The organism is Streptomyces sp. NPDC039736 (assembly GCF_055596485.1).
Window position 1 is genome coordinate 334,870 of record NZ_JBVIUQ010000002.1, and the last position, 12,895, is coordinate 347,764.

Annotated in this window: 13 protein-coding genes; 6 read left to right on the forward strand and 7 right to left on the reverse strand. The window is 73.0% G+C overall.

Going from position 1 to position 12,895, the window contains the following annotated elements:
* Positions 1–39 precede the first annotated feature (39 nt).
* Entirely contained in the window at positions 40–1,527 is a 1,488-nt protein-coding gene (locus ACZ56L_RS06430; RefSeq protein ID WP_471062189.1) for a VWA domain-containing protein, read from the reverse strand.
* A 314-nt stretch (positions 1,528–1,841) separates the two neighbouring features.
* On the opposite strand from ACZ56L_RS06430, the gene ACZ56L_RS06435 reads away from it, so the two are divergent.
* Positions 1,842–2,264: a DUF6344 domain-containing protein gene (locus ACZ56L_RS06435; protein WP_345221105.1), complete on the forward strand. Its 423-nt coding sequence runs from the start codon at positions 1,842–1,844 to the stop codon at positions 2,262–2,264.
* A gap of 33 nt (positions 2,265–2,297) precedes the next feature.
* Here ACZ56L_RS06435 and ACZ56L_RS06440 read toward each other — a convergent pair whose 3' ends face one another.
* Positions 2,298–2,963: a TetR/AcrR family transcriptional regulator C-terminal domain-containing protein gene (locus ACZ56L_RS06440; protein WP_471062811.1), complete on the reverse strand. Its 666-nt coding sequence runs from the start codon at positions 2,961–2,963 to the stop codon at positions 2,298–2,300.
* 38 nt (positions 2,964–3,001) lie between these two features.
* Between ACZ56L_RS06440 and ACZ56L_RS06445 the strand changes: the two genes are divergently transcribed.
* Positions 3,002–3,730: an MFS transporter gene (locus tag ACZ56L_RS06445; RefSeq protein WP_471062194.1), complete on the forward strand. Its 729-nt coding sequence runs from the start codon at positions 3,002–3,004 to the stop codon at positions 3,728–3,730.
* Positions 3,731–3,805: 75 nt separating this feature from the next.
* Entirely contained in the window at positions 3,806–5,905 is a 2,100-nt protein-coding gene (locus tag ACZ56L_RS06450; protein WP_468688515.1) for a PhoX family protein, read from the forward strand.
* A 34-nt stretch (positions 5,906–5,939) separates the two neighbouring features.
* On the opposite strand, the gene ACZ56L_RS06455 is transcribed toward ACZ56L_RS06450, so the two are convergent.
* From ACZ56L_RS06455 to ACZ56L_RS06470, 4 genes are all read right to left on the reverse strand, one after another.
* Positions 5,940–7,583 (reverse strand): alpha/beta fold hydrolase, encoded by a 1,644-nt coding sequence (locus ACZ56L_RS06455; RefSeq protein ID WP_471062197.1) that lies wholly within the window; start codon positions 7,581–7,583, stop codon positions 5,940–5,942.
* Between the two features lie 255 nt (positions 7,584–7,838).
* On the reverse strand, positions 7,839–8,114 hold the full coding sequence (locus ACZ56L_RS06460) for a DUF2630 family protein (protein ID WP_345221111.1): 276 nt from the start codon (positions 8,112–8,114) through the stop codon (positions 7,839–7,841).
* Between the two features lie 95 nt (positions 8,115–8,209).
* Positions 8,210–8,752, reverse strand: a complete 543-nt coding sequence (locus ACZ56L_RS06465) for a hypothetical protein (protein ID WP_345221112.1) — start codon at positions 8,750–8,752, stop codon at positions 8,210–8,212.
* Between the two features lie 5 nt (positions 8,753–8,757).
* Positions 8,758–9,663 carry a hypothetical protein gene (locus ACZ56L_RS06470; protein ID WP_401754989.1) on the reverse strand — a complete coding sequence of 302 codons (906 nt, stop codon included), beginning with the start codon at positions 9,661–9,663 and terminating at the stop codon, positions 8,758–8,760.
* 187 nt (positions 9,664–9,850) lie between these two features.
* On the opposite strand from ACZ56L_RS06470, the gene ACZ56L_RS06475 reads away from it, so the two are divergent.
* The 3 genes from ACZ56L_RS06475 to ACZ56L_RS06485 all read left to right on the forward strand — a co-directional run bounded on the left by ACZ56L_RS06475 (position 9,851) and on the right by ACZ56L_RS06485 (position 12,429).
* The gene (locus tag ACZ56L_RS06475; protein WP_471062202.1) at positions 9,851–10,270 is read left to right on the forward strand and encodes a hypothetical protein; all 420 of its coding nucleotides are present in this window, start codon (positions 9,851–9,853) and stop codon (positions 10,268–10,270) included.
* A gap of 264 nt (positions 10,271–10,534) precedes the next feature.
* Positions 10,535–11,545, forward strand: coding sequence for an ATP-binding cassette domain-containing protein (locus ACZ56L_RS06480; RefSeq protein WP_345221116.1), 1,011 nt, complete (start codon positions 10,535–10,537; stop codon positions 11,543–11,545).
* Positions 11,542–12,429: an ABC transporter permease gene (locus ACZ56L_RS06485; protein WP_471062205.1), complete on the forward strand. Its 888-nt coding sequence runs from the start codon at positions 11,542–11,544 to the stop codon at positions 12,427–12,429. The genes ACZ56L_RS06480 and ACZ56L_RS06485 overlap by 4 nt, the downstream gene beginning before the upstream one ends.
* Before the next feature lie 38 nt (positions 12,430–12,467).
* Here ACZ56L_RS06485 and ACZ56L_RS06490 read toward each other — a convergent pair whose 3' ends face one another.
* Complete coding sequence (locus ACZ56L_RS06490; protein WP_471062207.1) at positions 12,468–12,890, reverse strand: universal stress protein; 423 nt, start codon at positions 12,888–12,890, stop codon at positions 12,468–12,470.
* Between the last annotated feature and the right edge of the window lie 5 nt (positions 12,891–12,895).

Here is a 12,895-nt window from a genome sequence, read left to right on the forward strand (position 1 = left end):
TCACCTGTGTATTCCGGTGAGGGCGCCGGGGTGTGCCGGTCAGCCCCTCAGCCACTCCGCGGAGCCCGCGAGCAGGCCCTTGAAGAGGGCGGCGTCGGTGAGGTCGGCGGGGGCCGGGCCCGCGTGGAAGAACGCGGCGTTCTCGGCGTCCAGCTTGCGGAGGTAGTCGAAGCCCTTGGCATCGGTGTCGCCGAAGGCCACGAACTGCCAGAAGAGGGGCAGCCGGGCGGCTTCGGCGAGGGCGGCGGTGGCGGCGCCCCTCGCCTCGGGGGCGCCGTCCGTCTGGAAGATCACCAGGGCGGGGCCGTCGTGGGCGGCGGAGTGCTTCTCGTAGTGGTCGACGACCGCTTCGATCGCGCGGTGGTAGCTGGTGCGGCCCATGTGGCCGAGCTCGGCGTGGAGGGAGTCGACCTTGCCCTCGATGTCGGCGGGGGTGAGTTCGCCGGTGCCGTCGACGTCGGTGGAGAAGAAGACGACGGGGACGGCGGGGGCCGCCCCGGGGTCGAGGTGGACCGCCAGGGCGAGGGCCTGCTCGCCGAGCTTCTGGGCGCTGCCGTCCTTGTAGTACGGGCGCATGGAGCCGGAACGGTCGAGGACGAGGTACACCTTGGCGCGGGCGGCCTCCGGCACCTCGGCCTTGCGGAGCGCGGTGCCGGCGGCGCGGTGGGGGACCTTCAGCTTCTTGAGCTGGGCGGGGGTGAGGGCCTCGCGGGGCGCGTCGGGCTCGGGCGCGGGTTCGGGCTTGGGCTCCGGTTCGGCGGCGGGCTCCGGTTCGGCCTGGGCGGCGGGCTCGGGCTCCGGTTCGGTGGTGGGTTCCGGTTCGGCCTGGGCGGCGGGCTCGGGCTCGGCGGCGGGCTCGGGCTCCGGCTCGGTGGTGGGTTCCGGTTCGGCCTGGGCGGCAGGTTCGGGCTGAGCGGCGGGCTCGGGCTCGGCGGCAGGTTCGGGCTGGGCCGAGGTCGCTTCGGGGGCGGTGGTGCGGGCGGTCTGGGTGGGGAGGCGGACCTCGGCGGCGGGGGCCGGGGTGTCCTTCGGGGCGGACTGGGCCGGGACGGCCGGGGAGGGGTCCTCCTCCGGCTCGGGCCGCGTCACTGGTTCCGGCGCGGAGGCGGCCACCGGCTCCTGGTCCTGCTCCGGTACGGGCTTCTCCTCCCGTACGGACTTCTCCTCCGGTACGGGCGCGGCCTCCGGGGCCGGGGACTCCTCCGGTACGGGCCCGGCCTCCGGGGTCGGAGGCTCCTCCCGTACGGGCTCGGTGGCCGGCTTCGCGGGGGTGGTCCGCTTGGGGTTGTCGAAGGCTTCGGCGACCAGCTCCGCGGCCAGGGAGGAGGAGGGGCCCGAGGGCGCATCGGCCGGGTCCGGCTCGGGGGCGGGGGTCGAACTCCGGCCGCCGGACGGGGTGTTCGCCCCGGCATCGGCCGGCTCCGTGCGCTCGGTCTGGGCCGGGACGGAGGGAGTCGTCGCCGAGGGCTCCTCGACCTGTTCCGTCCGACCGCCAAACACCTTGCGCAGCAAGCTCCGAATGCCCATGGGCGAGGCCTTTCGCGTGAGTTGAGTGCGTTGTATGTCCGTACTGGCGGGACCGATCCCTGACCAGGGGTGACACGTAAGGTTAGCGGCCGCTTCCGCACGGGTGGAGCAACGGCCGGGGCGAGGAATGCCGGGCACCGATTGCTCCGCACGGGTGGTGTTTGTCCGAAGAACTGCGAATCGGAGTGGCGGTCCCTGCGTTCTCGTGCGTCCTCCACATCATGAGGAAAGTACGAAAACCGGACATCCCGGAACTCGTACCCGCCCTGCCGTACGCCCGCCACCCACCCGAAGCAGCTTCAAGGAGCCGTGCCATGAAGACGATGTGGACCGCACTGATCAGCGCGATTGTCGCGTTCCTCGCGATGCTGGGCATCGCCGCCCCGGCGTCCGCCTCCGCCGCCCCCGCCGACCGTTCCTCCGACGCCCCGCAGCCGGCCCCCGCCGCCGCGGAGCGCGCCGACTCCCCCGCCGGGCGGGCCGGGTGGACAGCCGTGGCGCCGACGGCGTCCCGGTTGCAGACGGAGGTGCCGACGCGCTCCGTGCCGCCCACGATGAAGCAGCGGATCAGCGCGGAGGCGCACGGCGGCTCCCCGTCGGTCCGCACGGTGCCGGCCCTGGACGTGCTCGACGGCCTGGGCGCGCTGACCGACGCTCTCCCGGGCGAGGCCGCGGCGAAGGCCGCCACGCGCGGTGCGGCCGACAGCGCCGCCCGGGCGCACCTCGCCGCGGTGTGAGGGGCGGCACGGTCCCCGCCCGCCCGGACCGGACTACTCCGCGCCGCTGGTCGAGAGAGTGCCGAGCCGGAACTCCAGTCCGTCCAGGACGCGTTGGAGCCCGTAGTCGAACTTCTCCCCCCGGATCTGCTCGGCCGTCCTCCCCCGGTAGTTGTCGTGTCCCTCCCGCAGTCGCGGCAGTTCCTCCGTGGCGGCAGCGGCCACACCGGTCAGGCTCGCCATCCACTCCTGTTCCGTCATTCCACTGCGTGCGATCAACGACAACTGCGCGGCCTCGCTGGTCGCGTACCCGATGACGTACGAGAAGACCGCGCTCAGGGCGAGATCGGCCTCCTCGGCGGTGAACCCCGCCGACGCGATGATGTCGGCCAGTCGTTCCGTCATGCGCAGCACGTTCGGCCCCAGGTGGACAAGGCCCACCTGGCCCAGTACCGAAGCCATCCACGGGAGGCGGATCGCCATCGCCCGCACGCTGTACGCGCTGCGGACCGCGGCCTCGCGCCAGCCCAGCTCCCCGGTCACCGCCGGGACTTCGAGTTCCCCGTAGATCTCGTCCACGACCAGCTCGATGAGCTCGTCCTTGTTGGCGACATGCCGGTAGAGGGATGTCGCGCCGGCGCCCAGACGGGTGCCGAGCTTCCGCATGCTCAAGGACTCGATGCCGTCGGCGTCCAGCAGCCGTACCGCCTCCGCGACGATCTGCTCCCGGCTGAGACGAGCTGCGCAAGGCGATGGCGGTGTGGGGCTCGGTCTCGATGCTGGGCCTGATCGGCGGCCCGGTGCTGGGTGGCTTGCTGGTCACGCACTTCTCGTGGGGCGCGGTCTTCCTGATCAACGTGCCGGTGGCGGTCGTCGCGATTCTCGCCGCGTTGTTCCTGATGCCGGAGTCGAAGGAGGCGTGGAAGAAGCCGGACCCGGTCGGGGCGGTGCTGTCGGTGGCCGGCATGGTGGCGCTGGTCTGGACGATCAACGAGCAGCCCAAGGGCGGGCTTTCGCACACCTCGACCGTGGTCGCGCTGGTGGCGGCGGTGCTGGGGCTGGCGGGCTTCGTCGCCTGGGAGCTGAAGGTCGACGAGCCGATGGTCCCGCTGCGGCTCTTCCGGGACCGCGACTTCGCCGGCGGCAGTCTTTCGCTGACCCTGGTGCAGGTCGGCAACGGCGGGATGCTGCCGGTGGTCACCCAGTACGTGCAGTTCGTGCTCGGCTACTCGCCGACGGAGGCGGGTTCGGCGTTCATCCCGATGGCGGTGGGAAGCGGGAAGGGCGGCCCCGTCGCCCAAGGGAGCGGGGATGGACGGAGGCTGCGACGCCGAAGGGGACGGGGGGAGGGCGACTGCAACGCCGAAGGGGCGGGGGCGGCAGGGAGGCTGCGGTGTCGAAGGGGGCGGGGGTGGAGGGGACCGGTTGGGGGGACTTCACCTGGTGTTCATCGTGGGGGCACCGCCCGCACCCCCCAACCCACCTAATGTCACCGCCGTGACCCGGGCGTGCCCAGACCCCCGGAGACGTACGCCATCATGACCTCGGAGGGGACCCGACCCGTGCGCAACCTGCTGCCGCTGCTCAACCCGTCGCCGCACGCGGGCGGACGTTCCGCCCTGACGTGCCGCTACCGCTGCGGTGACGCCTGTTTCCAGGAAGTCCCGAACACGAGCGACAACGAGTACGTCGGCGACATCATCGCGGGCGCCCTGTCCCGCCGGTCGATGATGCGCGCCGCGGCGGTCGTCACCGTCGCCGCGACGGCGGGCGGCGCCCTCGCGGTCGGCGGCGCCCCGGAGGCGGTGGCCGCCCAGGCGGCGAGCCACGGCAACGGTCACGGGAACGGCCACGGCAACGGACGCGGCAAGGCCCAGGGCGCCAAGGGCCTCCGTTTCACGCCCGTCGCCCCCAACAAGGACGACAAGGTCACCATCCCGGACGGCTACGAGCAGAACATCGTCATCAAGTGGGGCGACCCGATCCTCCGCGGCGCCCCCGCCTTCGACCCGGAGAACCAGACGGCGAAGGCCCAGGCCGGCCAGTTCGGGTACAACAACGACTTCCTGTCGCTGCTCCCGTTGCGCGGCGAGTTCGGCTCCCGCGAGCGCCAGATCCTGGTCGCCAACCACGAGTACACCGACGAGAACCTGATGTTCCGCGGGTACGACCCGGAGAACCCCACCCGCGAGCAGGTCGAGATCGCCTGGGCCGCGCACGGGCTCGGCGTCGTCGTGGTGGAGGAGAACCGCCGGAACGCGGGCCTCACCGCCGTCCCCCGCCACCACCTCAACCGCCGGATCACCGTCACCACCCCGATGCGCCTCACCGGCCCGGCCGCCGGCTCCAAGCTCCTCCGTACGTCCGCCGACCCGACCGGCACCAAGGTCTTCGGCACCTTCGCCAACTGCGCGGGCGGCACCACCCCGTGGGGCACCACGCTCCACGGCGAGGAGAACTTCAACGGCTACTTCGCCAACGCCGACCACGCGAAGAGCCCCACCGACAAGCGGTACGGCATCCAGAAGGGCGCCTCCGAGCGCAAGTGGGAGCGGTTCGACAAGCGCTTCGACGTCGCGCAGGAGCCCCAGGAGTCCCACCGGCACGGCTGGGTCGTCGAGCTGGACCCGTACGACCCGGACTCCACGCCGCGCAAGCGCACCGCGCTCGGCCGTTTCAAGCACGAGGCCGCGCAGCCGCGCCTGACCGACGACGGCCGCCCGGTCGTCTACATGGGCGACGACGAGCGCTTCGACTACCTCTACAAGTTCGTGTCGTCCAAGCGGATGCGCAGGGGCAACTCGCGGGCCGCCCGCGAGCACAACCTCACCCTCCTCGACGAGGGCACGCTGTACGTCGCCAAGCTCACCGGCGACAGCCCGGCCGCCGAGATCGACGGCACCGGCAAGCTGCCGAACGACGGCGAGTTCGACGGTTCCGGCACCTGGATCCCGCTCGCCACGGGCAAGAAGTCGCACGTCCCGGGCATGACGGCCGAAGAGGTGTACGTCTTCACGCGCCTCGCCGGCGACAAGGTCGGCGCGACCAAGATGGACCGCCCCGAGGACGTCGAGCCGTCCCCGCGCACGGGCCGCGTCTACGTCGCGCTCACCAACAACACCGACCGCGGCAAGCCCGGCAAGCCGGGCGCGGACGAGGCCAACCCGCGCAACCTCAACAAGCACGGCCAGATCCTCGAACTCGCCGAGCGCCGCAACGACCCGACGGCCACCACCTTCGCCTGGCGGCTGTTCCTGGTCGCGGGCGACCCGAAGGACCCGGCGACCTACTTCGCGGGCTTCCCGAAGGACAAGGTCTCGCCGATCTCCTGCCCGGACAACGTCGCCTTCGACGCCCACGGCAACCTGTGGATCTCCACCGACGGCAACCAGCTCGGCTCCCACGACGGCCTGTTCGGCGTCGCGACGGCCGGCGAGCGGCGCGGCGAACTGAAGCAGTTCCTCACCGTCCCCAGGGGCGCGGAGACCTGCGGCCCGCTCATCCAGGACAGCCGCGTCCTGGTCGCGGTGCAGCACCCGGGCGAGCTCGACGGCGCGACCGTCGAGAAGCCCCTGTCGGCCTGGCCCGACGGCCCGGGCAGGATGGTCCGCCCGGCGGTCGTCTCGGTCTGGCGCAAGGACGGCCGCGACATCGGCGTGTGACCCTCTCGCGAGTGACGTGCCCGGCGGGGGCGGTTCACACCGCCGGGCACTTCGCGTTCTTCGGGGGCAGCCCCGAGACCAGCGTGTTCAGGAGGTGCGCGGTGACACAGGGGTTGCCCTTGAGGCTCATGTTGTGGATCGCACCGCCGACGCGCAGCAGGGCCGCCGGGTAGCGGGTGCCGACCTTCCAGGCGCCCTGCATCGGGGTGCGGGGGTCGCCGTTGGTGTTGACGAGCAGCGGGCGCGGGGCGGCCTTCAGCTTGGCGGGCGGGAGCTTCTTGAGGGTCAGCGGGCCGAGCGTGCCGCCGGGGCTCTGCGGCCACTGGGCGCACGGTGCGTAGGCGGCGCCGAGCGCCGGGGCGTCCTTGGGGGTGCCCTTGGCCCGCGCGGTCCGCGTCAGCCCCTCCAGCAGGGCCGCGGTGTCGCGGGGCCAGGCGAAGTCGGTGCAGTGGTTGGCCAGGGTGAGGGCGTAGGAGGCGGGGGCGGGCCGGTCGGCCGCCGCGACGTCCTGCGGGAAGCCCTGCTCGGCGTACGCCCGCAGCTCCGAGTAGGCCGGGTGCTCGGGGTCCTCGGTGCCGTCCAGCGCCAGGTCCACGGCGCGGCTGAAGCCCGGCCAGTCCGCCGGGTCGGCCATCACGGCGTACGCGGCCTGCTGGAGGTTGGGGGCCTTGCGGGCGACCTGGTCGAGGTACTTCTGCGGGTCGGGCGAGAGCGCGCACTCCGCGGGACCGGCCGCGCTGCACCAGGAGCGGAAGCCCGCCGTGTAGGCGCGCAGCCGGGCGGCGTACGGGGTGCTCCTGGCGAGGTTCTGGGTGCTGCCGACCGCCGCCGGGCTGTTCGCCGCGTCGACGGCGTGCTCGGTGCCGCTGCGGGCCGGGTCGTACGCCGAGTCCAGCACGGCGGCGCGCACCCGGGTGGGGTGGGCGGCCAGGTAGTCCTGGCCGAGCAGGGAACCGTATGAGTGGAGGAGGAGGTTCAGCTTGTCCTCGCGCAGGGCGAGGCGGATGGACTCCAGGTCGGCGGTGACGTCGGCGGTGCCGAGGTGGGAGAGCAACTCGCCGTACGTGGCCCGGCAGTCGGCGATGTACTTCTTCGCGGCCTCGGCGACCGCGGCCGTGTCCGCGCCCGTGGGGAGCTTCTCGGCGGCGCCCAGTGAGGCGATCGGCCCGGGCGCGGGGCCGCAGTCGACGGGGGTGCTGCGGCCGGTGCCGCGCCGGTCGAAGCCGACGACGTCGAACAGGGCGCGCAGTTGCGGCGGGAGGGTGTTGGCCGCGGTGTAGAGCCCCTGGAGGCCGAGACCGCCGGAGTCCATGACGAGCACGCCGATGCGGCGCTTGCGGTCGGTGGCCGGGATGCGCGAGACGGCGAGGTCGATCTTGTCGCCGCCGGGCTCGGCCGCGTCGACCGGGACCTTGAGGGTGGTGCACTCGCGGGTGGGCTGGCCGGTGACCGGGCAGTCGCTCCACCGGGCCTCGGGCGCGGGCACGTCGGGCCGGGCGAGGTTCCTGGTACGGGAGTCCTGCGGGGTCTCGGGCCCGCCGCAGGAGGTGAGCGCGAGGGCGGCGGCGAGGGCGAGGACGGCGGCGCGGGCGCGCCCACGCGTCCCGGCCCGCCTGCGTGTTCCGCGTGTTCCGGTGCGGGCACGGTCCGCCGCGGCTGCCTCTGGTCGTTGTCGCACTGCGCACCCGGTCCCTTCGCTGCCGTACTCCGCGGTCTCGGCCGGCGTGGGAGTGAGCGTGCGGGCCGCGTCCGGGGCCGGGCCGTACGGGCGGGGGCCGTCAGCGCCCGGAACGCAGCAAATGGTGCCACGAACGGGTGAACGAGTGAGAACCAGGTGCGTGCACCGTGACCGGTTCGTGAACCGGCCCGGCGGCGCGGGCCGGGCGTCCGGCGCTGGTCACCGGGGGCGGGAAAGGGGCCCGGGGCGGGCGGTTCAGCCGAGGTAGCCCTCGACCTCGCTGGCGGGGCGGGGCTGTTCCGCGCCGGGGTCCTGGCCGAACTCGGCGCGGGCGCGGCGGCGGCGCAGCAGGTCCCAGCACTGGTCGAGCTGCACTTCGAGGGCGGCGAGCCGGGTGCGGTCGGCGTCGGAGAGGCCGCCGGGGCGCCCGTCCCGGGCGGTGGCACGCCGGCGCAGCTCCTGTTCCTCGGCGACCAGGCGGTCGATGCTGCCGAGGATCTCGGGGACGCCGGAATCTGCGGGGGTGTTCACGGGCTCGCTCCTCCGTCGGGTCGGGGCTGCTGAGACCAAGCCTGGCGGCGGGGCGGCGGGAGCGCGACTCGTGCTCCCGCCGCCCCCGAAGCGGCTCAGTGGCGCACGGCCTTGCCCACCTCGGCCTTGACGTCGCCCTCCAGGGACCGGTTGCTCTTGGCGACGGCCGTGCCGTCCTTGCCCGCCGCCACGTCCTTGACGTTCACGACGACCGCGTCCAGCAGGTTTCCGCCCGCGTCGCGGAAGTTCACCTGGACCAGGTAGGTCTGCTCCTTGGACTCCTTGTTGGCGACCGTCACCTCGGCCGTGCTGCGGTCGCCCTCCGCCTTGACCGCACCCACCTTCACGTCGCCCTTGGCGTCGGTGCCGTCCTTGACCTCCTTGAACTTCTCGTCGGCCGACGCGGAGGCCGACGCGTACGACTCCTTGGCCTTGTCGGCGGCCTCCCCGGCCTTCTCGGTGGCGGAGGTGGCGGCCTCGCCCGCCTTCTGGGTGGCGGAGGCGGCGGCCTCCCCGGCCTTCTGGGTGGCGTTGGAGACGGCGTCCGACGCGGACTTCTTGTCGTCGCCGCACGCGGAGACGGTCAGGGCGATGACGGCGGCCAGGACTGCGGCGCCAGCGGCGCGGGTGATCTTCATGGGGGTCACCCTGCGTGCGCCGTCGTGTCCTCGCGAGCCCATTGCTCCGAAGGGGTGCCGGAATTCACCCTCCGCCCCCGGACCCACCACAGGCCGCCCGCCGACAGGGCGACCGCGAGCCCGGCGAGTCCCAGCCACCAGCCGGCCGTGCGCAGGCGGCCCGTCGCCGTGGCGTAGAGGGCCTCGGCCGCCGCCCGGCTCAGGTCCTCGGGCAGGTGCGACAGGACCAGGTTGTGCGCCACCGCGAGCACCAGGGCCAGCAGCAGCGCGCCGAGGACGACCGCGCCGCCGGCCATCGCGAGGGCCGGCAGCCTCCGCCCCCGTACGGACAGCGCGACCGCCGCCACCGCCAGCAGCCCCGCGGCCACGGGCGCCCACCACGCCGCGCCGCGCAGGAACGCGTAGACCGACCGCCAGGTGTCCAGTCGGTCCGTCTCGACCAGCGTCAGGTCCGTGTGGACGACCGGAATCCGGCCCGCGAAGGGCACCCCGTCGTCGGTGAGCCGCTGTTTCAGCTCGGCCGTGACGGGCGCGAGGTCGAGCAGGACCCGGTCGCCGCTGCCCCGCTCGGCGGCGAGCGCGTCGCGGAAGGCATCGTGGGTGACGCGCTGGACGGTGTTCCAGGCGTTCCGGTACGACTGGGTGCCGGTGAAGGAGCGGGCGGCCTCGCCGATCAGGCGTTCCGCGCCGTTCTGGAGCGGGCCGAGGTCGACCTGCCTCATGATCTCGCCGGTCAGGCGGGTGACGACGGCCTTCTGCACGTCCGGGTCGTCGGCCAGCGGAGCCATGGTGTCGACGTACCGCCCGGTGTCCTGGACCTCGGCGCGCGCCCACACGGCGACCGCGCCGAGGGGCACGAGCAGCGCCACGAGGGCGAGCAGGGCGACGGGCAGGAATCGGCGCAGCAGCATGTCCCCCACTCAAGCCGGGCCCGCGCGCCCGCGCGAGCGGAGCGCCGCCGTAGCGGTGACCTGGGCGGTTCCGGGAAGCGGCCTTGATCCACTTGCCGCGTCCGCCGACCGGGTGTGACCTGGATGGGCGAACGCGGGGGCTCGAGTGCCGTACGCACCGAGTACGGCCCGGAGGGACGGAGCTGTCATGGGAGCACACGCAGTGATACCTGGACGGAGAGCGGACCAGCCCCTCCCCGTCGGCGTCACCCGGAGCACGGCCACCCCGCGCGCCATCGGCGGCATCTCCGCCGCGCTCGGCCTGGTCTACGGTCTGTACGTCGGCCTGGTCGACCGCAGGGGCGGCGAGCTGACCGCGGGCAACGTCTGGCTCGGCCTCGTCTGCGGCCTGCTCTTCGCCGCCCTGTTCGCGGGCATCTGGCAGGCGCTGCGGTCGGTCACACCGGGCCTGCGGGCGGTGGGCTTCGGCGTCCTGACGGCGGTGGCGATGGGCTTCCTGGCCAGCCGGGGCGACGGCAGCGTGCTGAGCTCGGCGGTGCTGGGGCTCGCGGTGGGCGCGGGGATCGCCATCGGCACGTACTACTACTGCTACTCGCACACGGACTGAGGCACCGGCACGGTGGCCGCGCTCGGGCTGAACCACCGGCACGGTGGCCGCGCTCGGGCTGAACCACCGGCGCGGTGGCCGCGCTCGGACCGAGCACCGACGCGGTGGCTGCGCACTGAACGCACGACGGCGACCAACGCCCGAAGAAAAATGCGGAGAAACGCTCAACTCCCCTCAGGTACGGTCCATTTGGCGGCATGGCGTGCGGTCCGGCTCCGGGGTGCCGTAGAACACCAGTGTGAACCGGCTGAAGGAGCAGGGAAGTTGACCCACCCAGTTGCAGACGCGGCGCCCGCGTCCCGCGCGGATGCGGACCTCGCCATCCGCACCCACGGCCTCGTCAAGGTCTTCGGCGACAACCGCGCCGTCGACGGCATCGACCTCGCCGTCCCCGCGGGCACCGTCTACGGCGTCCTGGGGCCCAACGGCGCGGGCAAGACCACGGCGGTGAAGATGCTCGCCACCCTCCTGCGCCCGGACGGAGGCACGGCCCACGTCTTCGGCAGGGACGTGGTCAAGGAGGCGGACGCGGTGCGCTCCCGGGTCAGCCTGACCGGGCAGTACGCGTCCGTGGACGAGGACCTCACCGGCACCGAGAACCTGATCCTGCTGGCCCGCCTGCTCGGCCACTCCAAGGCCGACTCCCGTTCCCGCGCGGGCCAGTTGCTGGAGGCCTTCGGGCTGACGGCGGCGGCGGGCAAGCAGGTGAAGAACTACTCCGGCGGCATGCGCCGCCGCATCGACATCGCCGCCTCCATCCTCAACACGCCGGACCTGCTCTTCCTGGACGAGCCCACCACGGGCCTCGACCCGCGCAGCCGCAACCAGGTCTGGGACATCGTCCGCGCGGTCGTCGCGCAGGGCACCACGGTCCTGCTCACCACGCAGTACCTGGACGAGGCCGACCAGCTCGCCTCCCGGATCGCGGTCATCGACCACGGCAAGGTCATCGCCGAGGGCACCAAGGGCGAGCTGAAGGCCTCCGTGGGCTCCGGTTCCGTACACCTGCGGCTGCGGGACGCCGGGCAGCGCCCGGAGGCCGAGCGCATCCTCGCGGAATCCATGCGGGCGACCGTCCAGCTCGACCCGGACCCGGTCGCGCTGACCGCGACCGTCGACGGCAGCGGCACCGACCAGGGCGCCGCCGAGCAGGCCGCCCGGGCCCTCGCGGCCCTCGCCCGCTCCGGCATCACGGTCGACAGCTTCGCCCTCGGCCAACCCAGCCTCGACGAGGTCTTCATGGCCCTCACGGACAAGAAGGGCGTGACGGCATGACCACCGACACCGGCACGGAGGCCGCGGCCACCCCCACGGGCAAGAAGTCCGAGGACCTGGACGCCCTGGTCAAGGCACCCGACGCGGAGGAGCTGGCCGCCCTCCTGGTCGCCAGGGACCGCCCGGCGAGGCCCAGCGCGCTGACGTCCTCCCTGACCTTCGGCTGGCGCGCCATGCTGAAGATCAAACACGTGCCGGAACAGCTCTTCGACGTCACGGCCTTCCCGATCATGATGGTCCTGATGTACGCCTACCTCTTCGGCGGCGCACTGGCGGGCTCCGTCTCCTCGTACATCCAGTTCCTGCTCCCCGGCGTCCTGGTCATGTCCATCGTCATGATCACGATGTACACGGGCCTGGCCATCAACACCGACATCACCAAGGGCGTCTTCGACCGCTTCCGCACGCTGCCGATGTGGCGTCCGGCGCCGATGGTCGGCTATCTGCTGGGTGACGTCGTGCGCTACCTGATCGCCTCGGCGGTGATCCTGGGGGTCGGCCTGGTCATCGGTTACCGCCCCCGGGGCGGGGTCCTCGGCGTGCTCGCCGGCGTGGCCCTGCTGATGGTCTTCTCCTTCGCCTTCTCCTGGATCTGGACGATGTTCGGGCTGATGCTGCGCTCGGAGAAGTCGGTGATGGGCGTCAGCATGATGGTGATCTTCCCGCTTACCTTCCTGTCCAACGTCTTCGTCGACCCCAGGACGATGCCGGGCTGGCTCCAGGCGTTCGTCAACAACAGTCCGGTGTCGCACGTCGCCACGGCGGTGCGGGAGCTGATGGCCGGGAACTGGCCAGGGGCGGACATCGCGTGGTCCCTGGGCTGGGCGGCGTTCTTCCTGGTGGTCTTCGGGTCGGCCACGATGCGCCTCTACAACCGCAAGTGAGCGGCCGGTCGCCCCGCCTCCCGCCGGGGGCGGGGCGGTCAGGTCCCGTGCACCACCGTCACCGGGACCGGCGCGTGCTGGACCACGTGCAGGGAGACCGAGCCCAGCACCGTCGCCTTCAGGCCGCTGTACCCGCGGGCGCCCACCACCAGGAGCTCGGCGTCCTCCGCCTGCCGCAGCAGGGCCTCGGCCGCGTTGCCCTTGTGGGTCTTCCGGGTGACCTGGCGGGCGGCCGTCGCGCCCAGGGCCCGTTCGACGGTCTCGGTGAGCACCTTCGCCGCCTCGCGCTGCGGGTCGTACGTGGCCGCCTCCGGGGTCAGGCCGCCCCAGGCCGGGTACTCCCAGGCCGTCACCGCGACCAGCTCCGCACCAGCCAGGCCGGCCTGGCGGGCGGCCCAGTGCAGGGCGCGCACGGAATGGTCCGAGCCGTCCACACCGACGACGATCTTTCCTGCTGCCATGGGAG

Bases quoted from the DNA above. Each gene is read 5' to 3' on its own strand.
- ACZ56L_RS06475 (WP_471062202.1), top strand. From the start codon at position 9,851: ATGGGAGCACACGCAGTGATACCTGGACGGAGAGCGGACCAGCCCCTC.
- ACZ56L_RS06430 (WP_471062189.1), bottom strand. From the start codon at position 1,527: ATGGGCATTCGGAGCTTGCTGCGCAAGGTGTTTGGCGGTCGGACGGAA.
- ACZ56L_RS06485 (WP_471062205.1), top strand. From the start codon at position 11,542: ATGACCACCGACACCGGCACGGAGGCCGCGGCCACCCCCACGGGCAAG.
- ACZ56L_RS06490 (WP_471062207.1), bottom strand. From the start codon at position 12,890: ATGGCAGCAGGAAAGATCGTCGTCGGTGTGGACGGCTCGGACCATTCC.
- ACZ56L_RS06470 (WP_401754989.1), bottom strand. From the start codon at position 9,663: ATGCTGCTGCGCCGATTCCTGCCCGTCGCCCTGCTCGCCCTCGTGGCG.
- ACZ56L_RS06435 (WP_345221105.1), top strand. From the start codon at position 1,842: ATGAAGACGATGTGGACCGCACTGATCAGCGCGATTGTCGCGTTCCTC.
- ACZ56L_RS06465 (WP_345221112.1), bottom strand. From the start codon at position 8,752: ATGAAGATCACCCGCGCCGCTGGCGCCGCAGTCCTGGCCGCCGTCATC.